Below are 23,707 nucleotides of genomic sequence, written 5' to 3'. Positions count from 1 at the left end.
TTTTTATAAAATAAGACGTAAATTATGCCAGTGGATAACCAAAAGTACCACCTATGCCGTTAATACAAAGGAGAACTCATAATGACAATTAAACGTATCGACCCTGAAGATCGCTGGTCTGAAGCTGTTATTCATAACGACACAATTTATTACACTGCGGTGCCAGAAAATTTATCGGGCGATATTATTGAACAAACAGCAAACACATTAGCGGCAATTGACGTTTTGTTACAACGTGTAGGTTCTGATAAAACTAAAATTCTTGATGCAACAATTTTTTTAGCTAATAAAGAGGATTTTGCAGGAATGAATCAAGCGTGGGATGCATGGGTTGCCAAAGGTAGTGCACCAGTGCGTTGTACTGTACAAGCACAATTAATGCACCCTGAATATAAAGTTGAAATTAAGATTATTGCGGCTATGTAAATAGGTATTATTTATTGACCTGTTACGTTTATATAAAAAAGCTGAATTCATAAGAACTCAGCTTTTTAATGTCACTTATTTGCTGTAATAATTAGATTTTTTGTTTTATCAATATCTCATTTATTAAGTTAATTAGATTTAGGCAAATTTAATCATTATCATACCAACCAGTAATAATATAATTCCACCCCATCCTTTATAATTGAGTCGTTGATTAAATAAGATCCAACCCGCGGCAATGGTTGCAATAATTCCGAATGCTCCCCAAAGTGCATAAGCAACAGAAAGCTCTATCCCTTTGACTGCCATTGCCAGTGCACTAAAGGCACCTAATACACAAAACAGTGATAATATTCCTAATCCCATTCGGCTAAAACCGTTAGACATTTTTAAGAATATATTCGCGACAATCTCGAGCACTACGGCAAGTATCAGAAACGCACCATGCCACCATTCAAATTGAGCTAACATAATTAAGCCTCCTTGATATTGGCAGGAATTGGCTTATTCGCTCCTTTTACAGCACTGGCAACGTGCTTGGCTTTATCGGCAATACTTTTTACCGATTCTGTTGTTTTCTTAGCAACAGCCGATTTTTTAGTACCTGATTTTATAAGCGTGATCCCTGCAATTAACATTGCTAGACCACCTAATTTTAATGGTGAAAGTGATTCACCAAACCACAGAACGCTGAATGTCGTAATAATGACAATTCCAATACCTTCCCACAGTGCATATGCTACACCTAATGCCACTTTTTTAACGGCTATGGCTAAAAAGATATAGGAAGTGGCAATCATTAACCACATCACTATCATACCGGTGTAACCACCGCTTACACTGGCGTACTTCATCGATAAAGTACCGATAACTTCACAAACAATAGCTAATGCTAAAAATATCCAATAAATCATTTTTTCATCTCTCATACACATTTGAAATACGCCGAAACGTTTCTTGCGCAGAAGATAGAGAATATGTAGATAGTCTTTCTGGCGGCAATAGTAGCCAAACGTTAAGGCAACGTCATTTCCTGATAACTCAGGAATTAAGATGAGAGATTTCTATAATGCGCCACACCAGTAGTGTTCGCTGGATAAAATAGCAGAAAGGAATAACTTATAGGTAGAACGTTTAACTTTGACGCTTTTGGCGCTAGTCATGATTATTTATTCTTTCATCGCACAGACCATCCGCACGATATACTCCGAACCCTCATATAAGATGGTTAAATGTTACATGATATTTCTATCACGCCAAATTATTTAAAGCAATGCTTTTGAGGAAAATTTTTTAGTTAATTGGTTGGTTTTGTTTAAGTTTTAATTTCCAACTTAAATTAGATTGCATAGTTAATCAGTAGTTTTACGATCCTTCAGCGGTTTTATTCATCTAAAGCGCTGTATCTATGCTTAGAGGTAAAAAATACCCAGCAAAGCTGGGTATCTTAATCGTCGAATAAACAATAAAGACATTATTGATTATTCAATTTCATTCCAAGAACGACCATCACGAGTGATCATTGCAACAGATGCAACAGGCCCCCATGTACCAGCTTGATAGGGTTTAGGTAGCTCATTATCGCATTCCCATGCATTGATAATTGAATCAACCCATTTCCATGCTTCTTCCACTTCGTCACGACGCACGAATAGCGCTTGAATGCCACGCATGGCTTCTAACAATAAACGCTCATAAGCATCCGCTAAATGCGTTTGGTTGAATGTTTCAGAGAAACTCAAGTCCAGCTTAGTTGTTTGTAAACGGTGTTTATGATCAAGACCAGGTGCTTTGTTTAGCACTTCAATATCGATACCTTCATCTGGCTGTAAACGGATAGTCAGCTTATTTTGAGGTAACTCTTGATAAGTCTCACTGAAAATATTCAGCGCAGGCTTTTTAAAATAAACCACAACTTCTGAACATTTACTTGGTAGGCGTTTACCTGTTCTTAAATAGAACGGAACACCTGCCCAACGCCAATTATCGATATCAGCGCGGATTGCCACAAATGTTTCTGTATTGCTGGTTTTATTGGCACCTTCTTCATCAAGATAACCAGGTACTTTTTTACCTTGTACAAAACCACCCGTATATTGTCCACGAACTGTTTTTTCGCGAATATTTGTGTTATCAATACGACGCAGTGAACGTAAAACTTTCACTTTTTCTTGACGAATACTGTCAGCTGTTAAGTCAGCTGGCGGGGACATTGCAATCATAGTCAGGATTTGTAATAGGTGATTTTGCACCATATCTCGCATTTGACCTGCTTGATCGAAGTATCCCCAACGCCCTTCAATGCCCACTTCTTCTGCAACCGTAATTTGGACATGATCAATCGTTTTATTGTCCCAGTTGTTAACAAACAGTGAGTTTGCAAAGCGCAATGCTAATAGGTTTAAAACGGTTTCTTTACCTAAATAGTGGTCAATACGATAAATTTGAGTCTCTTTAAAGTATTTCGCCACGCTATCGTTAATAGAAACAGAAGACGCTAAATCTGTCCCTAATGGTTTTTCCATTACGACACGATTAGGCTCTTTATTTAATTTTGCATGACCTAGTCCCTGACACATTGCGCTAAAGGTACTTGGAGGCATAGCAAAATAATAGATAGCGGGTAATTTATCTTGTTTTAGATGCTTTGATAACTCAATGAAATGGTCGGTTTCATTAACATCAAGATTACAAAAATCTAAGCGATCACTTAAACGCTGCCAAATTTCAGGGTTAATTTCTTCTTTTAAAAAGGTTTTTAACGCTTCATGAGCGACATTTTTATATGCCTCAACATCCCAATCAGCACGACCGACACCAATAATGCGAGAGTCAGGGTGAATATATCCTGCTTTCTCCAATTGATATAATGATGGAATGAGCTTACGGCGTGCTAGATCCCCTTTCGTACCGAAGATAACCAGATCACAGGCCTGAGCAGTCGATATCGCTGCCATAGAACGTCTCCTCATGATGAGATTTTGTAATTTTGTTACAGAATTTTGTATTAATGTACTCTTTTGGATGTATTCAGTAAATACACTTGCACATATTAGTCTTTAACTTACCACACATATTGTAATGCTTCATTTTATGCCTAGCGTTTTATCCTTTCTTGTAACTTTACAACAGTTTTGTTTCTTGTTTTCAGCTTTGAAAGTTAGACACACGTCATACTTTAACGAAAAAAGCCCTGTTTACCGATGGTTTACACTGCAAGCCTTGTTCTTTGCGTAGTATATTTTCATAAAACCGTTATAGATTTCTCCTTTTATTGAAATTGGCAAAGCCAAGGATCTGTATATTTAATGAATATATTGGAAAGGGTTCAGTCTAATCTGGACATCTTGAGTAAATCAGAAAAAAAAGTCGCAGAGGCTGTTTTAACTGCGCCACAAACAGTTATCCATTCAAGCATTGCCTTAATGGCTAAAACGGCTGATGTCAGTGAGCCGACTGTTAATCGATTTTGCCGACGTATGGCAACAAAAGGATTTCCTGATTTCAAATTACAATTAGCACAAAGCATTGCCAACGGTACGCCTTATGTAAATCGTAATATTGATGATTCCGATACTGTCTCTTCTTATACCAATAAAATTTTTGAATCCGCAATGGCAGGACTTGAAAACGTTAAAAACAATATTGATATCGCAGCGATCAATCGTGCAGTTGATATTTTGACGCAAGCTAAAAAAATCTCTTTTTTTGGTTTAGGTGCATCAGCAGCCGTTGCTCACGATGCCATGAATAAGTTTTCTCGTTTTAATATTCCTGTCACTTATTTTGATGATGTTGTTATGCAACGTATGAGTTGCATAAATAGTACTGATGGTGATGTGGTCGTTATTATTTCACATACAGGACGTACTAAAAATTTAGTTGAAATTGCCAAAATCGCACGCGAAAACGATGCAGCGGTTATTGCTATTACAACTCCAGGCTCTCTTTTAGCCTCTGAAGCAACCCTTCCCATCTTGCTTGATGTGCCTGAAGATACTGATATTTACATGCCAATGATCTCCCGCCTTGCACAACTCACTATTATTGATGTTCTTGCAACAGGATTTATTTTACGCCGAGGACCAAAATTCAGAGATAACTTGAAGCGCGTCAAAGAAGCTTTACGTGATTCACGGTTTGATAAGTAATCGTTTTTAATTATTCTGTTAGTATAGTCACACTTCCAATTGTGCCCCTGACTAGATAAGTTTTTGAAAAATGGTAGCATATCTGCGAGCTAACTCTCGCATATAATGAAAACAGTAGTGTATGTTGCAATTAGCTTGAAGCGTTTCACTTAACATATTGGGTAAAACACAGTCTGATTTCTGTTTTATCCAATTGCCAACACCTTTCGTTCAAGGTCAACGGAGTAATACATGTCCAGACGGCTCAGAAGAACAAAAATTGTTACCACCTTAGGCCCAGCAACAGATCGTGATAATAACTTAGAAAAAATTATTATTGCTGGCGCGAATGTTGTTCGATTAAATTTCTCTCATGGTTCTGCGGAAGATCATCTTGCTCGTGCTAATCGTACGCGTGAAATTGCAGCAAGATTAGGTCGCCATGTTGCTATTCTCGGGGATTTACAAGGCCCTAAAATCCGTGTATCTACCTTTAAAGACGGAAAAGTTTTCCTGAATGTCGGTGATAAATTCTTGCTTGATGCGGCGCTAGAAAAAGGCGAAGGCAATCAAAATCAAGTGGGTATTGATTATAAAGGCTTACCAGCCGATGTGGTTCCAGGCGATATTTTACTTCTTGATGATGGTCGCGTTCAGTTAAAAGTCCTTAAAGTGGATGGTTTAAAAGTCTTTACTGAAGTGACTGTGGGCGGTCCTTTATCTAACAATAAAGGGATTAACAAACTGGGTGGTGGTCTCTCCGCTGATGCGTTAACAGAAAAAGATAAGCAAGATATCATCACTGCTGCAAAAATTGGTGTTGATTACCTTGCCGTTTCATTCCCAAGAACTGGCGAAGATCTTAACCTTGCCCGCCGTTTAGCCCGTGATGCTGGCTGTGAATGCCAAATTGTTTCAAAAGTAGAACGAGCTGAAGCGGTTGCTAATGATGAAATCATTGATGAAATCATTCTAGCTTCAGATGTGGTGATGGTTGCTCGTGGCGATTTAGGCGTTGAAATTGGTGATCCTGAGTTGGTTGGCGTACAGAAAAAATTAATTCGTCGTGCTCGTCAGCTTAATCGTGTCGTTATCACTGCGACTCAAATGATGGAGTCCATGATAACAAATCCAATGCCAACTCGTGCCGAAGTAATGGACGTTGCTAACGCCGTATTGGATGGTACTGATGCTGTTATGCTTTCAGCAGAAACAGCTGCTGGACAATATCCAGCAGAAACAGTCGCTTCAATGGCGCAAGTCTGCTTAGGTGCTGAGAAAATGCCAGCTGCCAATGTTTCTAAGCACCGTTTAGATATGGTGTTTGATACAGTGGAAGAAGCCATTGCAATGTCTACAATGTATGCAGCTAACCATATGAAAGGCGTTAATGCGATTATTGCGATGACTGAATCAGGTCGTACTGCACGCATGATGTCTCGTATCAGTACAGGCTTACCTATTTTCTCAATGTCTCGTCATGAGAAAACATTGAATCAGACTGCACTTTATCGTGGCGTAACCCCCGTTTATTGTAGTACTCACACTGACGGTATTGCCGCTGCTAATGAAGCAATTGGTCGTTTGCGTGATAAAGGTTTCTTAGTTTCAGGTGATTTAGTGCTAGTCACTCAAGGTGACCAAATGGGCACAGTCGGTAGCACCAATACATGCCGTATTTTGACTGTTGAATAACTCAGAGTCTTAAATATTAATAACAAAATGGGCACTTTATTAAGTGCCCATTTTTTATTTGGTTATTTCTTGTGCAAGAACTAGTCTAGGATATTCTCACGTGCATAAGGCTCTATTTCACCCTCTTTACGTGTCTTAAGTAATTTTAAGATCCACGTATATTGCTCTGGCGTTGGTGTCACTAGTGCTTCTAACTCTTCATTCATTCTGCGTGCAATGTACGCATCATCTTTATCTTCAATATCATCCATTGGTTCACGAACAATAATACTAAGCTGATGTGTTTTATGACAATACACTGGGAACAACGGTACGATAGCTGCTCGGCATACTTTCATTAACCGCCCAATCGCGGGTAATGTCGCTTTATAAGTACCGAAAAAATCGACAAATTGGCTATGCTCTGCACCGTGATCTTGGTCGGGCAGATAATAGCCCCAGTAACCTTGTCGCACAGAAGAAATAAAAGGCTTAATACCTGCTTCGCGTGAATGTAATCGACCATCAAAATGATGACGTGCTTTATTCCATAAATAATCAGCAACAGGATCTTTTTGGTGGTGAAACATCGCGGCCATCTTCTGACCTGTTGATGCTAATAGCATTGCAGGGATATCAACTGCCCAGCCATGAGGCACCATAAAAATGACATTACGGCCTTGCGCTTTAAAACGTTCAATAATTTCTAGCCCCTGCCAAGATGTGCGTTTTAATATACGCTCAGGGCCTCTTAAACAAAGCTCTGCTAACATCACAAAGGATTGGGGTGCAGTTTCAAACATACTGTCGAGTACATTTTCACGTTGCGTTTTATTCCATGTTGGAAAACAGTATCTCAAGTTGATATCTGCACGACGTCTTGCGCTTTTCGCTTTACGTCCAACAAAACGGCCAATAGAAGCAAGAAAGGGATCACGCCATTTTACTGGCATATAAGCCAATACACTTAATACACCTGCACCTAGCCAAGTTCCCCAATGACGAGGATGCAAATACGCACGGTGAAAAGTGGGCACATAACCCGCTTTGCTATCTGTATCTTTTTCTTTATTCATCAGATAATTCTCTGAATTGATACCCCTAATAGGCGTAAAAAACATTAAAACAAAAACGGATGATATCAATCATCCGCTTTTATGTCTTTAAAATCGTGTTTATTGTCAATCGGCTAGCACTAACTGAGGTTTAATCTCTTTTACTTTAGCAAGATATTCTTGTTTATCTTTACCTGTTAAACCGTCAGCGCGAGGCAATGTTGCCGTTAATGGATTGACTGCTTGTTGGTTGATCCACATTTCATAATGTAAATGAGGCCCCGTAGAACGCCCTGTATTTCCTGATAACGCAATTCTATCGCCACGCTTAACACGCTGTCCTGGTTTTACCAATAATTGACGTAAGTGCATATAACGTGTTGTGTATTGGCTACCATGACGAATAGCGATAAAGTTACCTGCAGCACCACTGTATTTAGCCACAATAACTTCACCATCTCCTGTTGCTAATACTGGAGTACCTACTGGCATCGCAAAATCAACACCTTTATGTGCAGCTAAACGCCCCGTAACAGGGTTAATACGACGAGGGTTAAATTGAGAGGAAACTCTAAATTGCTTCACAGTTGGGAAACGCATAAATCCACGTTCTAATCCACCCGCTTGGCTATCGTAGAAACGACCATCTTCAGCAAGGAACGCATAATAATCTTTACCCGCACTACGTAAACGGACACCAACTAGCTCACTTTGCTCGGTACGCCCATCAAGCACTTCACGAGAAAATAGTGCCGCAAATTGGTCACCACTTTGTAATTTTTTAAAGTCCACTTGCCACTGTAATGCTTTGGTAACGGCGCGTGCTTCAGCATTGGTTAAACCTGCATTTGTTGCACTGATAGAAAAACTCCCACGAATAACACCTGTGGTTACACTGTTCTTCCATTCACCTTTTTGAAACTCTTTTGTTTCTTTAAAACCCGTTTCGGTACGGGTATAAACGCGAGTTTCGCGACGAGAAACACCCCAGCTTAATTCTTGAAGCAATCCATTATCATCAAGTTCCCAGCTAATAGGTTGCCCTATTTTGAGGTTTCTAAGATCTTTATTTTGATTAGAGATAGTCGCGATATCCGCAGAATCAATACCAAACTGAGTCAGAATTGAACTTAATGAATCGCCACTAGAAACAATATAAGTATGGGGAACTTGCGCAACCGCAGTGCTTGTATCAGTGCCATCATCAGTATCAACTAATCCTTCATTGGTAAGCTGATCACTACTATCAGTGATAATGTCATCGGTATTTTCGCCTTGATTGGCAAGAGGCATTTGAATGCTGACTGGAACTTCTCGGCTTTGCTCATTTTGAAGTACCACAGGCCGCCAAATTGCGACGACCAAGGTTGCTGCAGTTAACGAACCAAGCATGATCTTATGTGGGAGTGGTAAACTTAAATATACCTGTGCAATGGATTTCTTCTGCTGCACGCTCTTAATTCCTTATTGTGTTTCATTCAGGCAGCTCGCATATTGGTTAGCTAGTTGGGTAAGGAATTTTACATAGCTCTCTTGAGTTAGAGCAATCCCACTTCCTAGGGGGTCTAATACACCCATTTTAACCCCAGTGCCTTTCGCCACTGTTTCTATTACTGTCGGCCTAAATTGTGGCTCAGCAAAAATGCAGGTTGCTTTTTGCTCAACCAACTGTGTTCGTATTTGATGTAATTTCTGCGCACCTGGCTGTATTTCAGGGTTGATCGTAAAATGACCTAACGGCTTTAAATTATAATGTTTTTCGAAGTAGCCATAAGCATCATGAAAGACAAAATAACCCTTATTTCTCACAGGCGACAGAATATTAACAAGATTCTTATCAGTTTGCTTGAGTTGTTCGCTGAATTTACCTAGGTTTACGTCCAGAAGTTCTTTTTTATCTGGATAGAGTGTAATTAACCTTTGGTGGATCTGTTTTGCAGACGACAACGCAATTTCTGGTGATAACCAGATGTGCATATTATAATCACCGTGAGAATGATGTTCGTGATTTTCCTCATGTTTATGCACATTGTCATCATCATCTTTCAATAAAAGTGACTTTATTTCGTCAGTTTCCGCTAAAGCCAACTTATGATTGTCAGTAAGTCTGTTTAATGGCTTATCTAAAAATACTTCCATATCAGACCCCACCCATACCATCAGGTCTGCGGAAGTAATTTTTTTCAAATCAGAGGGTTTTAATGCATAATCGTGTGGAGATGCCCCATCTGGTAATAAAACCTCCGTTGGTGTTACTCCATCAGCGATAGCCGCAGCAATAAATCCTAGTGGTCTGATGGAAACGACAACATCAGCCTGCACTGAAGCACTGAATGAGCTTATCATCGCTGTCGTTAAAAATGATTTCAATAAAAAACGATGCGCAAATTTGTTGTTTTTATGTAACATAGGAAGAATTCTCGTGAATCATCATTGGAAATGTTATATTATAACGTTTCAATGATTCTGCAAGTGCTAATTTTATGTCTGACTTGATTTGTTTAAAATCGGTTTGTGTTTCTTTTGGTGAAAGAGAAATTTTAAAAGATATCTCTTTTGATCTAAAAGCAGGCCGTATTCTTACTTTACTTGGCCCTAATGGTGCAGGTAAATCTACGGTTATCCGTTTAGTTCTTGGTTTATTAAATCCAACCTCAGGAAAAGTTGAGCGTCAAAACGCGCTACGAGTGGGCTATGTACCACAAAAACTCTATCTTGATCCCACAATGCCACTCACCGTTAAACGGTTTATGACACTAAAACCGGGTGTTCATGATAAAGATATTCTCCCTGCTTTAGAACGCGTTAATGCGGCTAAATTAATCGATCAACCTATGCAGAAACTTTCTGGTGGTGAGTCTCAACGTGTATTGTTAGCAAGAGCGTTGCTTAATCAGCCCCAACTTTTAGTTTTAGATGAACCCACTCAAGGTGTTGATGTTAATGGTCAATTAGCACTTTATGATTTAATTAATCAGCTTCGTCATGAATTAGGTTGTGCCATATTGATGGTTTCTCATGATCTTCATCTTGTGATGGCAAAAACAGACGAAGTCCTCTGTTTAAATGGTCATATTTGCTGTTCGGGTACACCTGACGTTGTTTCTTCTCACCCTGAATTTATTGCCATGTTTGGAAGCCGTGGTGCTGAACAACTTGGTATTTATCGTCATCATCACCAGCATAGTAAGGAGTGTCGTCATGATTGAGTTGCTGTTACCGGGTTGGATTGCCGGTATGCTCTTAGCAATGGCGGCGGGCCCTTTGGGCTCTTTTGTCGTTTGGCGTCGTATGTCTTATTTTGGTGATACTTTAGCTCACGCCTCACTACTTGGTGTTGCTTTTGGTTTGCTGTTTAACATCGAGCCTTTTTATGCTGTGATTGCAGTCACGCTTCTCCTCGCTATTTTGTTGGTCTGGTTAGAATTAAAACCTCAACTTTCTGTTGATACTCTTTTAGGGATCATGGCACACAGTGCGCTTTCTTTAGGGCTTGTGGTTGTTAGTTTAATGTCGAATGTACGTGTTGATTTAATGGCTTATCTGTTTGGTGATTTGCTGTCTGTAAACTATCAAGACGTTATCAGTATTTTTATTGGTGTTGTGATTGTTTTATTTGTGATTATTCGCTCATGGCGTCCACTACTTTCCATGACAATTAATCAAGATATGGCATTTGTTGATGGTGTGAATATTCAACGAGAACGCTTAAAGCTAATGATGATCACCGCATTAACCATTGGTTTAGCCATGAAGTTTGTCGGTGCGCTGATCATTACCTCGTTACTGATCATCCCAGCTGCAACAGCACGTCGTTTTGCTCGTTCTCCAGAACAAATGGCTCTGATTGCAATCGCGGTTGGTATGTTAGCCATTACAGGCGGTTTAACCTTCTCAGCTTTCTATGACACTCCAGCTGGCCCGTCTGTAGTTTTAGCAGCGAGTTGCCTATTTATCTTGAGTTTATTTTCACCTACTAAACAGTAAGATAACAAATTAAGTTTGGATAAAAAAATACCCCTCGTTGTTAATTATTTCACCGAGGGGTATTTTTTATCTATTTTCTAATGATGATAAGAAATTAATCTTCCATAATTCGATTAAAATGACGATAGGCATGATTAGTGGCAACACGGCCTCGTGGTGTGCGCTGAATAAAACCTTGCTGAATTAAATAAGGCTCTAATACATCTTCTATGGTTTCACGCTCTTCACCAATAGCGGCTGCAAGGTTATCTAATCCTACGGGGCCACCCATAAATTTATCAATGATGGCAAAAAGGAGTTTACGATCTAAATAATCAAAGCCTGCCGCATCCACATTCAACATATCAAGCGCTTTAGAAGCAATCTCTTCATCAATGGCACCATTACCCTTTACTTGGGCAAAGTCTCTCACACGGCGCAATAATCGGTTAGTAATACGCGGTGTGCCTCGTGAACGCATCGCAATTTGACGAGCACCTTCGTCTGTCATCTCTAATCCCATAAAACTGGCACTACGAGAAACAATATGTTGAAGATCGTCAACATTATAAAACTCAAGACGTTGAACAATACCAAAACGGTCACGCAATGGCGATGTTAAAGAGCCCGCTCTTGTGGTTGCACCCACTAAGGTAAATGGAGGTAGGTCAATTTTAATTGAACGAGCCGCAGGCCCTTCACCAATCATGATATCAAGTTGATAATCTTCCATTGCTGGATAAAGAATTTCTTCAACAACGGGTGAAAGACGATGAATTTCATCAATAAATAATACGTCGTGAGGCTCAAGATTAGTTAGCATTGCTGCTAGATCACCCGCTTTTTCAAGCACAGGACCTGATGTCGTGCGTAAATTAACCCCCATTTCATTAGCAATGATATTTGCCAATGTGGTTTTACCTAATCCAGGAGGTCCAAAGATAAGCAAATGATCGAGCGCATCATGACGCAATTTAGCCGCCTGAATAAAAATCTCCATTTGTTCACGAACTTGCGGTTGCCCAACATATTCGGCAAGAGATTTAGGACGTATCGCCCTATCAATAATTTCTTCTTCAGGTTGTTGAATTTCTGCTGAAATCAGGCGATCTGCTTCAATCACAATGTGTTACTCCTAAATAGCCGCGCGCAACGCTTCTTTGATAAGCGTCTCGCTATCTGTACCCAGTTTTGCCACTTTGCTGATCATTTTTGCAGCTTCTTGTGGTTTATAGCCTAGTGCGATTAATGCAGCAGAGGCTTCGGCTTCAATATCTGCCGCTTTTGGTGCTTTAGGTGAAGTACTTTCTGGTAATTCGATGTCACTATTTTCGAATAAATCACCATTAAGACCTTTAAAGCGATCTTTCATTTCAACAACTAAACGCTCAGCTGTTTTCTTACCTACACCCGGTAATTTCACTAGTGAAGTGATAGATTCATTTTCAATCGCGGTTACAAATTGGCGAGCAGACATGCCAGATAGAATGGCTAATGCGAGTTTAGGCCCTACACCATTCACTTTAATTAATTCACGAAAGAGTGCGCGCTCTTGTTTTTGGTTAAAACCATAAAGTAATTGAGCATCTTCACGTACGATAAATTGCGTGTAGATAATGGCTTCTTGACCAATATCAGGCAATTCATAAAAACAGGTCATTGGCATATTGATTTCATAACCCACACCATTACCTGCCTCGATCAGCACCACTGGTGGCTGTTTTTCAAGAATAATTCCTCTGATACGACCTATCACCCTAACGCCTCCGCAAATATAATTACGTCAAGTTTATAACATAAAAAAAGCTGGACGTATATCCAGCCTGTAAAAAACCAAAGACATTTACCAAGATAACAACTTATCTTAACCGACCTCGTGTTAACACTAATCGAGGATCACCCACACGTAATAAATTTTGGTTAAAATGACAATGCGTGATAGCAATCGCCAAAGCATCAGCAGCATCTGATTGTGGTGCCGCAGATAGTTTTAGTATTGAGCGCACCATATGTTGTACTTGGCTTTTTTCAGCGGCACCCGTACCCACAACGGTTTGTTTAACTTGGCGAGCCGCATATTCAAAAACAGGTAAATCATTGTTTACGGCTGCGAGTATCGCTACACCTCGCGCTTGCCCCAGTTTTAATGCGGAGTCAGCATTTTTAGCCATAAACACTTGTTCAACGGCAAACACATCCGGCGAAAACTGAGTAATAATTTCGCTAACACCAGCATAAATGCGCTTAAGTCGATTGGGGAGATCGGGAACTTGTGTACGAATACAACCGCTTCCCAAATAGATAAGTTGACGCCCTTGCTGTCGAATTACGCCATAGCCTGTAACACGCGAACCGGGGTCTATACCTAGAATGATAGCCATATCAATTCCTGTTGCCGATATGGTCGATGGCGAGAGAAAAGAGCAAAAAAATCTGCTCTGCTCTTCTCTTCGCACTTTTAATAACAGCGTTAAACACCGTTATTTTCGATAATCGTTAGAACGATTACAGGATATCTTCCAGTTGTTTTGCAACTTCGTCTGAGATATCACCGTTGTGATATACTTCTTGCACGTCATCACTGTCTTCTAACATATCGATAAGACGCATTAATTTTGGTGCTGTTTCAATATCTAATTCAGCTTTAGTCGATGGGATCATTGAAACTTCTGCTGATTCAGCAACAAAACCTGCTGCATCCATTGCATCTTTTACTTCACCAAAAGATTCTGGTGTAGTGTAAACATCAATAGCGCCATCATCAAAGGTTTCAACGTCGTCAGCACCTGCTTCTAACGCAGCTTCCATAACGGCATCTTCATCAACACCTGGTGCGTATGAAATTACACCTTTTTTGGTAAACAGATAAGATACAGAACCATCAGTTCCTAAGTTACCACCTGTTTTGGTAAATGCATGGCGAACATCGGAAACAGTACGGTTACGATTATCACTTAAGCATTCAACCATCACAGCAGTACCTGCTGGGCCATAGCCTTCATAAATGATGGTTTCCATATTATCGTTTTCATCATTACCCACACCTCGTGCAATTGCACGATTTAAGGTGTCACGAGTCATGTTGTTCGATAATGCTTTATCAACTGCCGCACGTAAACGCGGGTTAGTTGCAGGATCACCACCACCTAAACGTGCTGCTGTAACTAGTTCACGGATGATTTTAGTGAAAATTTTACCGCGTTTCGCATCTTGCGCTGCTTTACGGTGTTTTGTATTGGCCCATTTACTATGACCTGCCATGAAATATCTCCAAACGTGGTCTAATCATTAAATAACAAATTCTTCAATCGCTTGCTGATTACTGGCGGATTTTGTTAATTTTGCCGCCAGTGACGCGTCTAACCATTGGTATTGCGAATGCTCAGTTAGCACAATATCTCGCTCTGCGGGCAGTGCTAACGTAAACCAATGTTCCTGACAATGAGTAACATCTGGTGCATAACGATGCCGAAAATGTGCAAAAATTTCAAAAAGAATTGAGCGATGGCAATCCACCAGCTCAAGATTTTCTTTTATGATATCAATTCCAACTTCTTCTTGCACTTCGCGCAACGCTGTTTGAAAAGGCGTTTCACCCTCTTCTAAACTGCCAGTCACAGATTGCCAGAAATCAGGATCATCTCGACGCTTTAGCATAAGCACCCGTTTGGTCTTTTTTGCATAAATAACAACTAAAACGGATATCGGGCGCTTATATTTCATCATTTACTCTTTATCTTCGCTAACTTCTTTTTGAGTGACTGCAATCGCTAACTCTTTTAAAGAATCTTCATTAGCAAAGCTTGGTGCATTAGTCATTAAACACGCAGCGGCTGTTGTTTTAGGGAAAGCAATAACATCACGGATGTTATCAGTACCTGTCAACAACATCACTAAACGGTCTAAACCAAATGCTAAACCTGCATGTGGTGGAGTACCAAATTTAAGTGCATCTAATAAGAAACCAAATTTCTCTTGTTGCTCATTCGGTGTAATACCTAAAATGCTAAATACCGCTTGCTGCATTTCATTACGGTGAATACGCACTGAACCGCCACCCACTTCATAACCATTAATCACCATATCATAAGCATTTGCCACAGCACCTACCGGATGTGCAGTCAATTCAGCTGGTGATAAGTCTTTTGGTGAAGTAAATGGATGGTGCATCGCACTTAAGCTACCAGTTTCTTCATCTTCTTCAAACATTGGGAAGTCGATGACCCACAATGGTTTCCATGCATTTAAATCAGTCAGTTCAAGATCACGACCGACTTTTAGACGCAGAGCGCCCATCGCATCACTCATTGTGCCTTTACGACCCGCACCAAAGAAGATTAAATCGCCATCTGTTGCGCCAGTTGTTTCCAAAATAGCGTTAACAACATCGTTAGTCAGGAATTTAGCGATAGGGCTTTGTACACCTTCAATGCCTTTCGCGCTTTCGTTGACTTTCATCCACGCAAGACCTTTAGCGCCGTAAATACCAACAAACTGTGTATATTCGTCAATATTTTTACGGGTTAATGCTGCACCACCCGGTACACGCAATGCGATAACACGGCATTTTTCATCGTTGGCAGCTTGTGCAAATACGCTAAACTCAACATCTTTGACTAAATCAGCGATGTCTTTAAGTTCCATTGGGTTACGTAAATCTGGTTTGTCTGAACCATAACGACGCATTGCTTCAGCAAAAGTCATTACTGGGAACGCACCTAAATCGACATTAAGAATATCTAACCATAATGCATGGATCATACGCTCCATCACTTCGCGCACTTGATCTGCACTCATGAAAGAGGTTTCAACATCGATCTGGGTAAATTCAGGCTGACGGTCAGCACGTAAGTCTTCATCGCGGAAGCATTTTACGATTTGATAGTAACGATCAAAGCCAGACATCATTAACAGCTGTTTAAAAAGCTGTGGTGATTGAGGTAATGCGTAGAATTTACCTTTATGTACACGACTTGGTACTAAATAGTCACGCGCACCTTCTGGTGTCGCTTTAGTCAGCATAGGGGTTTCAACATCAAGGAAACCTTCACCATCCATAAAACGGCGAACAAAGCTTGTGATTTTAGCACGGGTTTTTAAGCGATCTGACATTTCAGGGCGACGCAGGTCTAAATAACGATATGTTAAACGACGCTCTTCGGTATTTGTTTGATTGCTATCTAACGGTAATGGCTCTGAACGGTTAAAAATAGACAGAGATTCTGCCGCTAACTCAATTTCACCTGTTGCCATATTTTTATTAACTTGGCTATCAGGACGAGCGCGTACTGTTCCTGTGACTTGAATACAAAATTCATTACGCAGTTCTGAAGCCTGAGAAAATGCCTCTTTCTGCTCTGGGTCAAAGAAGACTTGAACAATACCTTCGCGATCTCGCATATCAATAAAGATAAGTCCACCTAAGTCACGGCGACGGTTAACCCAACCACAAAGAGTCACTTTTTGGCCCACATGGGCGCTATTCAACTGCCCACAATAATTAGTACGCATACAATATCCTTTTACTCAGCTTGTTGTGCTTTCTGCTGCGGAAATTTTGGCAATAGTCTTTTTCGAGTAGTGTCAAAAAAAAAGGCAGACATTATAACGAAAATTCTTCCTGGAGATAAGAGTATAGACCTAGTTTATATGATACATCTTTTCAAGGATTTGCTAATCCCCAAACAATTAATTAATAATAATTATTTATAGCGACAGAAGTCGCTTTGAGGTTTATCATTAAATTCGCCGTTTTTTGGCTTTGGCAATGGAGAAAAGATGGTTAGCTCGCTTTACATCGTACTGGGCGCACTATTATTGATTAAATTGTCCCTCAATGTCGTAAAACTCAGAACACAATATCGGGTTGCTTATGGCGATGGTGGCTTTTATGAATTACAAACAGCCATCCGTGTTCACGGCAATGCGGTAGAATATATTCCGATTTCCATGATCTTATTACTGGTCATGGAAATGAATGGTGCTTTTGTTTGGATGGTGCACATCTGTGGCTCAATTTTAATCGCAGGTCGCTTTTTACACTCTTATGGATTAAAACACCGTGAACTTCGCTGGCGCCGTTCAGGTATGGCAGCCACTTATTTATCGATGGTATTGATGATCATTGCTAATATTTATTTCCTTCCTTGGATACAAATCTTTTCCTTTTATTACTAAGTCCTCGCGGGAATAACATGATCATCCATGATCAAAACCGACATCCTTGCTGTTGTGTCTAATAACGGCAAGGTATCAAAAAGGTTTATTTATTTTTTCCAATTTCTTTCTAAATAATGCAACTTTGTGAGCACCGTCGCTTCTGGTAGAATGCTTGCTTCTTTTATTCCTTAAACCTATTTTAGTTATGTCGAATTCAAAATCATCACAACAAGACAGCTTATTTGCGACACCTATTGCTAACCTTGGTGACTGGCGCTTTGATGAAAAAGTCGCTGAAGTGTTTCCTGATATGATAAAACGCTCAGTACCAGGTTATTCTAATATCATCTCCATGATTGGTATGCTTGCAGGTCGCTTTGTTACGCCCAATAGCCAAGTCTATGATTTAGGCTGTTCTTTAGGTGCAGCAACCCTTTCCATGCGTCGTAATATTGATGCTGCTGGCTGTAAAATTATTGGTGTTGATAATTCACCTGCCATGGTAGAACGCTGTCAGCGCCATATTGATGCCTATAAAGCAGATACACCCGTTGATATTATTGAAGGTGATATTCTTGATATCGAAATTAATAATGCCTCAATGGTAGTGCTTAATTTCACCTTACAATTCTTAGCGCCGAACGATCGCCAAATATTATTAAACCGAATTTACCAAGGTCTTAATCCCGGTGGCGTGTTAGTGCTTTCTGAAAAATTCAGTTTTGAAGATAAAGAAATTGGTGAGTTGTTGTTTAATATGCACCATGATTTCAAACGTGCTAACGGTTACAGCGAATTAGAAATTAGCCAAAAACGTAGCATGTTAGAAAATGTTATGCTGACCGATTCTGTTGAAACGCATAAAGCTCGCTTACATAATGCAGGTTTTCCACATACAGAAGTTTGGTTCCAATGTTTTAATTTCGGCTCTCTTTTAGCGATTAAAGGCAATAATTAATGATTAATTTTGGCTCGTTTTATCAACTTATTGCGCAAGATGAGCGCTTATTTCATTGGTTAGATACATTACCGGCTCAATTATCAGAATGGCGTTCAAATGCGTTACACGGTCACTTTTCTTCTTGGGAAAGAATGCTCGATGGTTTGCCAGAAATTACGCCTACTGAGATTGATTTGAAAAATGGTGTGATTGCTCAACACACTCCAGCATTAAGTGCTGGCGAGCAACTAGGATTAAGTAACGTTTTAAAAAATTTAATGCCGTGGCGTAAAGGTCCATTTTCACTTTATGGCGTCAATATCGATACAGAATGGCGCTCTGATTGGAAATGGGATCGTGTTTTACCCCATCTTTCACCGCTTGAAGGCCGTTTAGTATTAGATGTGGGTTGTGGCAGTGGCTATCATATGTGGCGGATGTTAGGTGAAGGCGCAGAATTTGTTGTAGGGATCGATCCTACTCAACTTTTCTTATGCCAATTTGAAGCTGTCAGAAAATTATTAGGTAATGACCAACGCGCACATTTAATTCCTGTTGGTATTGAGCAAATGCCAGAATTAAATGCCTTCGATACTGTATTCTCAATGGGTGTACTTTATCATCGCCGTTCACCACTTGATCATTTATGGCAATTAAAAAACCAATTAGTTTCTGGTGGCGAATTAGTGTTAGAAAGCCTTGTTGTTGATGGTGATGAATTTCAATGCCTGATCCCTGGTGAGCGTTATGCACAAATGCGTAACGTGTACTTTATTCCATCTGCAAAAATGCTAAAGGTTTGGCTAGAAAAATGTGGTTTTAAAGATGTGCGTATTGTTGATGAAAATACGACATCACTTGATGAGCAACGTAAAACAGATTGGATGGTAACAGATTCATTAGATGCTTTTTTAGATGCTGATGATAAAACAAAAACTGTTGAAGGTTATCCCGCACCAAAACGTGCCATATTAATTGCCACTAAGCCTTAATTTTTTATCTAAATTTAAAGGGGTATCAAGTTATTAAATATCCCTTTCTTTCATAATATTCATCTTGTTTTTTATTAAAGACACTTTATACGCCCCTTATTTGCAGATAAATGATTAAAGAAAATTATGGCAAAGACACCAAAGAGCAAAGTTGCTACCCAAAAGGAAATAACACAAAAAAAACAACACGCTCTTTTGCAAAAAAATAAGCGTCAGCAATATGATGATCCTATTTTTTCGTCCTTTATAGAAACCACATCAGCAAAACGCCCTCCACTAACTCCATTACAACAAGGGGTACAACTCTTTTTTTCATTATTTGACTATGCCACACAACTTTTATATATCGCTTTTATTATTACCGTTTGGTGGTTTCCTGAACATTTCTCAGTTCAAACAATTTATAATCTAACCGTTTTATTTTTATTTGAATTTATTCTCGTGCATTCAGGTGTTTTTATGGCTGCATTTGCTCGTACTAAGCTTGTTTTTGCTCTTATTCCTTTTTATGGGATATTTGCTCTTATTATCAATAGTATGATTATGGGTGATGAAAACCTGATTATTTGGCTTTATGCTGTAATTGTTGCTAATCGAATTATCAGTGGTTATCAAGTGAAAACTAGAGAAGAAATGGGAAAGAATTTATTCTATTCTGCACTATTAGTTTTAAATTTTATGCTGTGCCTTTTTTCTGTCATGATTTTTAAGTTTCTAGTCCCTTACGGTGGATTAACGCCCCAATATTTAAATGAAATTAACTATCTCTATTTAATTCCACAGCACAGCGATTATTTTAATGTTCCACATATTGGTATGGCTTACGGCACATTATTCTACGGTATTCCTTTAGCTTGCATTGCCTATATTAATATATCATCGATTTATAAACGTATAATGTTTAGAATAAAAGCACATAAAATAAGAACCACACAAAGATAACCTTATTCGGCGCTTGTTGTTTATCTTTATTCATGTTTAAATACGCGCGTTATCACTCCAATTATTTCTCTTTTTAAGAAGGCACTTCCCTACGATGAACTAAATTCTGCCAGAAAATTATTTCAAATACCTTTTAGGTATTCATTTTCTGTTACTGGCAGACAATAATTTATTTCGTCGCATCTAGAAAAAAGATCTCGGCTGTCTGCCACCTATTTCTCTTAGGAGGTCGATGATGACAATAGCCTGTCATTTTTCACAACTTACTGTCGAATTTAATCAACAAGCTCTTTTTCCACCATTAACTCGCTCACTGACTTGTCAGCAAAATGCATTAATTGGCCATAACGGTAAAGGAAAGTCTGTACTATTAAGATTATTAGCACAAAAAATATTACCGACTTCGGGTCAAATTAATTGGAATATGCCTTTTGTTCACGTTGAACAATTAACGCGATTACAGGGTGATACACTTGCTCAAGCGTTAGATATTCATGAAATTTATCAAGCATTCCAACGCGTTGATGACGGTATTGCCACATTAGAAGATATTGAGTTACTCGATGGCAAATGGCAACTCCCTGTCATGTGGCAGAATTTATTAGATTCAGCACAACTTCCCGTCGCATTAGATACCCCTATTGCGCATCTAAGTGGTGGAGAACAAACACGTTTAGCACTTTGTCGCGCTTTTTTATGTGAAGAGAGCTTTCTACTGTTAGATGAGCCAGATAACCATCTTGATTATCAAGGACAACAATGGCTAATAAAACAATTAGCTCAGCACAAAGCTGGCTCTCTTATTGTTAGCCACAATCGAAACCTGCTTTCGTATGCTGATACCATTCTTGAGTTAAGTGAGAAAGGCTTATTAGAATATGGTGGAAATTATACGTTATATGAGGCACAAAAAAGTGCGGAAATAACATCATTGGAAGCCGCAAGTGATCGACTAAACAGCCAAATTAAAAATGAGAAACGCCAGCAACAAGCAACATTGCAAAAAGCAGCACAACGGAAACGACAAGGCGAATCAATTAGGCAAAGTGGCTCTCAGTGCCTACTTTTACTGGATATGCAAAAAAACAGAGCAGAACAACGCCAATCTGCCGTAGCAAAACGACATCAACGCGTAATTGATGATATGCAATCTCAAAAGCAAGGTATCGATGAGGAAAAAGCACATGTTCATCAGCAAAAAATGGTATTGAATTATCAAAGTGATGGCCATCGTTTAAATGTATTTGTTAATAATCTTCAACTTCCATATGGTTATCAGCACCCTATTTCATTTTCAGCTTACGGCAATGAGCATTGGCATATTAAAGGTAAAAATGGCTGTGGAAAATCAACATTACTAAAATGCTTGATCGAACAATTTGTACCGCTTTCTGGTGAGTTTCGTCTCAACAAAGACTATTGTTACCTTGACCAACATCTTGCTTTACTTGATAAAACATTGCCAGTTGCACAAGCACTACACCAATATCAACCCGCGATTTCTGTCGAGCAATGGCGAACTCGTCTTGGAATGTTGAGAATTAGAGGTGATAAATCTTTACTACCACTTGAAAAACTCAGTGGTGGCGAGCAATTAAAAGCAACGTTATTGGCTTTAACACACAGCCCAAAACCACCAGCAGTATTATTACTTGATGAGCCAGATAATCACCTTGATATCGAATCCAAACAACTATTGGAAAATCTACTTGTTGAATATCAAGGCACATTGTTACTGGTTTCGCATGATGAAGCCTTTGTTGAACGCTGTGGTATTACACATACGCTGTTATTAGGCGAACTTATATAAAAAAACTGCGCCATAAAAGGCGCAGTTTTAAAATATTTAATCCGTATCAATCAAGATGCTAATGGCGCATAAATACTCATAATATCTTTCATCGCTTCAACTGTATCTTCATCCACACAGTAATGCGTAAACTCATCAACCTCACTGTCAGAGCTCATAGTTACCCCCGCTTTTCGATAAATCATGGTTGAAGGTGCCACTTTTCCTGCTGAGCTATGAATTTCTTTCAATCCTGCATCTAGGAATTTTTGGATATTGCTGAGTCTTACACCAGCGCCCGCCATAATTATAGGGCCTTGTGTTTTTTCATTTAACGTGCGTAATAATGGCAAACCTAATTCTGCATTCGCCTGCTGTCCTGAGGTTAAAATACGAGCAACACCTAGCTGAGTCAGTTGTTCTAGCGCTAATAATGGATTAATGCACATATCAAAAGCACGATGAAAAGTAATGGCTAATGGACCTGCAAGCTCCATTAAAATTTCCATTTTAGGCAAATCAATATGCCCTTCTTCATTTAAAAGACCAACAACGGCACCTGAAAATCCCATATCACGGATCAAACTAATATCATTTTTCATTGCTGAAAAATCAGCTTGTGTATAACAAAAATCACCACCACGCGGGCGAACGATAGGATGAACGGGAATACGAACCAGATCCCTGACTTGTCGTAGCATTCCAAAGCTTGGTGTAATACCACCTTCTGCTGGACTCGTGCACAGCTCTATTCTGTCTGCGCCTGCTCGTTCTGCTACCAACGCACATTCAGCGCCAAAACAACAAATCTCCAATGTAGCCATATCATCCCTCTCCATCCTTAATAAAGAAAGTAATCAGAAAATAAATATCATTTCTTAGCGATTACTAACAATAGTTGTCGAATCTTGTAATTCATTCAATTCTGCCATCAGAATTTTGTGCTGACACAAGCAAACTATTTTCTGAAAGTGTCGAACAACACTCACTTTCAACGATTTCAAGTAACGAATAAGGATGATACTTCACGGTGACTTTTCCATTAGAAATAGCCACCGTTGGATTGGGTAAACGTTCTTTCTCACCTTTAGGTTCGCTGATTTTTAAGCTAACACTCTCAGGTAACGTTTCGGGTAAAAAAGACATCACTTTATCCACTAAAAAAGCGGGTTCAACGGAGATCACTTGCTCAATATGCTCCCAACCTTGGTATTCATATTTTTTATTTGTGGGGAAAGGCAATTCAACAATCGAAACAGATTGATTTAGAATAGTTAGCGGTATTTCTAATTGAAATAGATATATTGGGCGCCCATTAATCACATTATCAGAAATACACTTTCCACACTGGCTTAATCCTGTTCGCCACTGCTCCGCTAATGCTAAATCGTGACAACGTAACGATACGTGATCAGTGTGATAGATGGATAAATCTATGCCCAAACTATTGACAAATAGTGTCATATTTTCTTCAAACAAAGAAAGCTCGTGAGTTAAATCATTTAATTGAGGAATTGAAGAAAATAACACCATTTTGAATAACCTTAATGAAAAAACAGAGAAAAAACCTTAAAGATAAGGCCTAGATGGTAGCATGTTCTAGCCGGAATATGTTATAAATTCAAGGTTAATCC

At 39.3% G+C, this 23,707-nt stretch carries 24 protein-coding genes; 10 read left to right on the top strand and 14 right to left on the bottom strand.

Annotated features, from left to right (window positions below; translation table 11 throughout):
- Window positions 1-81 precede the first annotated feature (81 nt).
- On the top strand, window positions 82-426 hold the full coding sequence (locus JEP36_RS06635) for a RidA family protein (protein ID WP_109372243.1): 345 nt from the start codon (window positions 82-84) through the stop codon (window positions 424-426).
- A 138-nt stretch (window positions 427-564) separates the two neighbouring features.
- On the opposite strand, the gene mdtI is transcribed toward JEP36_RS06635, so the two are convergent.
- From mdtI to zwf, 3 genes are all read right to left on the bottom strand, one after another.
- Entirely contained in the window at window positions 565-897 is a 333-nt protein-coding gene (mdtI, locus tag JEP36_RS06630; RefSeq protein WP_198619995.1) for a multidrug/spermidine efflux SMR transporter subunit MdtI, read from the bottom strand.
- Between the two features lie 2 nt (window positions 898-899).
- A complete protein-coding gene (gene mdtJ, locus JEP36_RS06625) occupies window positions 900-1,340 on the bottom strand; it encodes a multidrug/spermidine efflux SMR transporter subunit MdtJ (protein ID WP_198630003.1) in 441 nt (146 codons plus the stop codon).
- Window positions 1,341-1,907: 567 nt separating this feature from the next.
- Window positions 1,908-3,383 (bottom strand): glucose-6-phosphate dehydrogenase, encoded by a 1,476-nt coding sequence (zwf, locus tag JEP36_RS06620; RefSeq protein WP_088495462.1) that lies wholly within the window; start codon window positions 3,381-3,383, stop codon window positions 1,908-1,910.
- A 351-nt stretch (window positions 3,384-3,734) separates the two neighbouring features.
- On the opposite strand from zwf, the gene JEP36_RS06615 reads away from it, so the two are divergent.
- Both JEP36_RS06615 and pyk read left to right on the top strand, forming a co-directional pair.
- Entirely contained in the window at window positions 3,735-4,577 is an 843-nt protein-coding gene (locus JEP36_RS06615; RefSeq protein WP_099075468.1) for a MurR/RpiR family transcriptional regulator, read from the top strand.
- A 231-nt stretch (window positions 4,578-4,808) separates the two neighbouring features.
- Window positions 4,809-6,251 carry a pyruvate kinase gene (gene pyk / locus JEP36_RS06610; RefSeq protein ID WP_088495460.1) on the top strand — a complete coding sequence of 481 codons (1,443 nt, stop codon included), beginning with the start codon at window positions 4,809-4,811 and terminating at the stop codon, window positions 6,249-6,251.
- Between the two features lie 80 nt (window positions 6,252-6,331).
- On the opposite strand, the gene lpxM is transcribed toward pyk, so the two are convergent.
- From lpxM to znuA, 3 genes are all read right to left on the bottom strand, one after another.
- Window positions 6,332-7,306: a lauroyl-Kdo(2)-lipid IV(A) myristoyltransferase gene (lpxM, locus tag JEP36_RS06605; protein ID WP_198619994.1), complete on the bottom strand. Its 975-nt coding sequence runs from the start codon at window positions 7,304-7,306 to the stop codon at window positions 6,332-6,334.
- A 105-nt stretch (window positions 7,307-7,411) separates the two neighbouring features.
- Window positions 7,412-8,737 (bottom strand): murein DD-endopeptidase MepM, encoded by a 1,326-nt coding sequence (gene mepM, locus JEP36_RS06600; protein WP_198630002.1) that lies wholly within the window; start codon window positions 8,735-8,737, stop codon window positions 7,412-7,414.
- A 12-nt stretch (window positions 8,738-8,749) separates the two neighbouring features.
- A complete protein-coding gene (gene znuA / locus JEP36_RS06595; protein WP_198630001.1) occupies window positions 8,750-9,694 on the bottom strand; it encodes a zinc ABC transporter substrate-binding protein ZnuA in 945 nt (314 codons plus the stop codon).
- 74 nt (window positions 9,695-9,768) lie between these two features.
- Here znuA and znuC point away from each other — a divergent pair, with 74 nt between their 5' ends.
- Together znuC and znuB are read left to right on the top strand one after the other, a co-directional pair.
- Entirely contained in the window at window positions 9,769-10,494 is a 726-nt protein-coding gene (gene znuC / locus JEP36_RS06590; RefSeq protein WP_088495457.1) for a zinc ABC transporter ATP-binding protein ZnuC, read from the top strand.
- Complete coding sequence (gene znuB / locus JEP36_RS06585) at window positions 10,487-11,272, top strand: zinc ABC transporter permease subunit ZnuB (RefSeq protein ID WP_196532616.1); 786 nt, start codon at window positions 10,487-10,489, stop codon at window positions 11,270-11,272. The genes znuC and znuB overlap by 8 nt, the downstream gene beginning before the upstream one ends.
- Before the next feature lie 94 nt (window positions 11,273-11,366).
- Here znuB and ruvB read toward each other — a convergent pair whose 3' ends face one another.
- From ruvB to aspS, 6 genes are all read right to left on the bottom strand, one after another.
- On the bottom strand, window positions 11,367-12,374 hold the full coding sequence (ruvB, locus tag JEP36_RS06580) for a Holliday junction branch migration DNA helicase RuvB (protein WP_099075472.1): 1,008 nt from the start codon (window positions 12,372-12,374) through the stop codon (window positions 11,367-11,369).
- Between the two features lie 12 nt (window positions 12,375-12,386).
- A complete protein-coding gene (gene ruvA, locus JEP36_RS06575) occupies window positions 12,387-13,007 on the bottom strand; it encodes a Holliday junction branch migration protein RuvA (protein WP_075671063.1) in 621 nt (206 codons plus the stop codon).
- Between the two features lie 103 nt (window positions 13,008-13,110).
- Window positions 13,111-13,632 (bottom strand): crossover junction endodeoxyribonuclease RuvC, encoded by a 522-nt coding sequence (ruvC, locus tag JEP36_RS06570; protein WP_006536599.1) that lies wholly within the window; start codon window positions 13,630-13,632, stop codon window positions 13,111-13,113.
- 124 nt (window positions 13,633-13,756) lie between these two features.
- A complete protein-coding gene (locus JEP36_RS06565) occupies window positions 13,757-14,512 on the bottom strand; it encodes a YebC/PmpR family DNA-binding transcriptional regulator (protein ID WP_023582074.1) in 756 nt (251 codons plus the stop codon).
- A 27-nt stretch (window positions 14,513-14,539) separates the two neighbouring features.
- Window positions 14,540-14,974 (bottom strand): dihydroneopterin triphosphate diphosphatase, encoded by a 435-nt coding sequence (gene nudB / locus JEP36_RS06560; protein ID WP_196532615.1) that lies wholly within the window; start codon window positions 14,972-14,974, stop codon window positions 14,540-14,542.
- 3 nt (window positions 14,975-14,977) lie between these two features.
- Window positions 14,978-16,762, bottom strand: coding sequence for an aspartate--tRNA ligase (gene aspS / locus JEP36_RS06555; protein ID WP_109372234.1), 1,785 nt, complete (start codon window positions 16,760-16,762; stop codon window positions 14,978-14,980).
- Window positions 16,763-17,029: 267 nt separating this feature from the next.
- Between aspS and JEP36_RS06550 the strand changes: the two genes are divergently transcribed.
- The 5 genes from JEP36_RS06550 to JEP36_RS06530 all read left to right on the top strand — a co-directional run bounded on the left by JEP36_RS06550 (window position 17,030) and on the right by JEP36_RS06530 (window position 22,094).
- Window positions 17,030-17,428, top strand: coding sequence for an MAPEG family protein (locus JEP36_RS06550; RefSeq protein ID WP_023582071.1), 399 nt, complete (start codon window positions 17,030-17,032; stop codon window positions 17,426-17,428).
- A gap of 187 nt (window positions 17,429-17,615) precedes the next feature.
- Window positions 17,616-18,368 carry a carboxy-S-adenosyl-L-methionine synthase CmoA gene (gene cmoA / locus JEP36_RS06545; RefSeq protein ID WP_198625673.1) on the top strand — a complete coding sequence of 251 codons (753 nt, stop codon included), beginning with the start codon at window positions 17,616-17,618 and terminating at the stop codon, window positions 18,366-18,368.
- Window positions 18,368-19,342 carry a tRNA 5-methoxyuridine(34)/uridine 5-oxyacetic acid(34) synthase CmoB gene (gene cmoB / locus JEP36_RS06540; protein ID WP_109372232.1) on the top strand — a complete coding sequence of 325 codons (975 nt, stop codon included), beginning with the start codon at window positions 18,368-18,370 and terminating at the stop codon, window positions 19,340-19,342. Before cmoA ends, cmoB begins: the two co-directional genes overlap by 1 nt.
- A gap of 126 nt (window positions 19,343-19,468) precedes the next feature.
- The gene (locus JEP36_RS06535; protein WP_198619988.1) at window positions 19,469-20,284 is read left to right on the top strand and encodes a hypothetical protein; all 816 of its coding nucleotides are present in this window, start codon (window positions 19,469-19,471) and stop codon (window positions 20,282-20,284) included.
- A gap of 235 nt (window positions 20,285-20,519) precedes the next feature.
- Window positions 20,520-22,094 carry an ATP-binding cassette domain-containing protein gene (locus tag JEP36_RS06530; RefSeq protein WP_198630013.1) on the top strand — a complete coding sequence of 525 codons (1,575 nt, stop codon included), beginning with the start codon at window positions 20,520-20,522 and terminating at the stop codon, window positions 22,092-22,094.
- Between the two features lie 50 nt (window positions 22,095-22,144).
- Here JEP36_RS06530 and cutC read toward each other — a convergent pair whose 3' ends face one another.
- The gene (gene cutC / locus JEP36_RS06525; protein WP_109372229.1) at window positions 22,145-22,897 is read right to left on the bottom strand and encodes a copper homeostasis protein CutC; all 753 of its coding nucleotides are present in this window, start codon (window positions 22,895-22,897) and stop codon (window positions 22,145-22,147) included.
- Window positions 22,898-22,988: 91 nt separating this feature from the next.
- A complete protein-coding gene (locus JEP36_RS06520) occupies window positions 22,989-23,606 on the bottom strand; it encodes a VOC family protein (RefSeq protein WP_198619986.1) in 618 nt (205 codons plus the stop codon).
- Between the last annotated feature and the right edge of the window lie 101 nt (window positions 23,607-23,707).

Origin of the sequence: Proteus sp. PR00208 (assembly GCF_016238545.1) — a bacterium.
Taxonomy (GTDB): domain Bacteria; phylum Pseudomonadota; class Gammaproteobacteria; order Enterobacterales; family Enterobacteriaceae; genus Proteus.
Note: the sequence above shows the minus strand (reverse complement) of the source record. Positions and strands in the feature narration are given on the sequence as shown.